This is a genomic window from Vibrio sp. Vb0937 (assembly GCF_033338855.1).
The window spans coordinates 1-1,090 of record NZ_JAWOTK010000402.1; the positions used below are offsets into that span (position 1 = coordinate 1).

At 45.4% G+C, this 1,090-nt stretch carries 2 protein-coding genes; both read left to right on the forward strand.

All coding sequences use genetic code 11. From position 1 onward, the window contains the following. Positions 1-511, forward strand: a 511-nt coding sequence (gene cpaB, locus R7P67_RS26050) for a Flp pilus assembly protein CpaB (RefSeq protein WP_318086486.1), incomplete at its 5' end; no start/stop codon positions are given. A 7-nt stretch (positions 512-518) separates the two neighbouring features. Beyond that, the coding region (locus tag R7P67_RS26055; RefSeq protein WP_318086487.1) for a pilus assembly protein N-terminal domain-containing protein at positions 519-1,090 on the forward strand (572 nt) is incomplete at its 3' end.

Here is a 1,090-nt window from a genome sequence, read left to right on the forward strand (position 1 = left end):
TGAGCAAGCTTTGGGACGTATCGTTGCAAACACCATTTACGCGGTCGAGTTGGTCAATCCCAATCGTCTTGCTCAACCTGGAGAGGGCGCAACGCTTGCAGCCTTAATTCCTGAGAACAAGCGAGCAGTCACTATTCGTGTAAATGACGTTATCGGCGTAGCGGGTTTCCTACTGCCGGGTAACAAAGTGGATGTGTTGAGCACGGTGAGCTATGGCAAAGGCAAGCAAGCGACCACACTCACTGTGTTAAAAAATATCAATGTATTAGCAGTCGACCAAACAGCAAAAACTAACGACAACAAACCCGTGATCGTTCGTGCAGTCACATTGGAAGTTACCCCGAAAGAAGCGGAAAAACTGCTTTCTGCTAACAGCAAGGGTGAGATCCAACTGGCTTTGCGTAACCCTCATGAAGTCGATAAACCTATTGTTGCAAAAAAATATACCCCTCGACCTAGTGTGACCATCATTAAGGGATCTCAGGCATCCAGTGTCCGAGTCAGTAATTAGGTGAATTATGAAAACAATAATATTACTCGTTAGCCAGTTACTTTTTGTTAGCTTGTCTGTTCATGCGGCAACCGCGCAGTCTGGAAGAGTTGTTTCTGTTGCGCATCATCAATCTACACAATTGGTGATTTCAGGTAAGGCCAAAAAGGTGACGTTAGGGGATCCAGAAGTCTTGGATATCGTGGTTCTAAGATCGAATGAACTGTTCTTGATTGGTAAAAAACTAGGAACGACCAATGTGTCGGTTTGGGATAGTCGTGGCCGATTGATCGAACAGTTTAATGTCGAAGTCACTCACGATTTAAATACGCTTAAATCTAAGTTGTTCCAGTTCTTGCCGGACGAAAGTATCGAAGTGCATAGCGCTCAAGAGAAAGTCGTTCTCAGAGGTTTGGTCAGCAGTCAGCAAAACATGGATATCGCCGTCAAAATTGCCGAAACCTTTGCTTTAGGTGATGCCGCTGATGAAGAAGATGACAACGCGAAAGATGATGAAAGCTCAGTCATTAACTTGCTTTCTATTGGTGGCGCGCAGCAGGTGACGTTAGAAGTGACGGTCGCGGAAGTGCAGCGTTCATT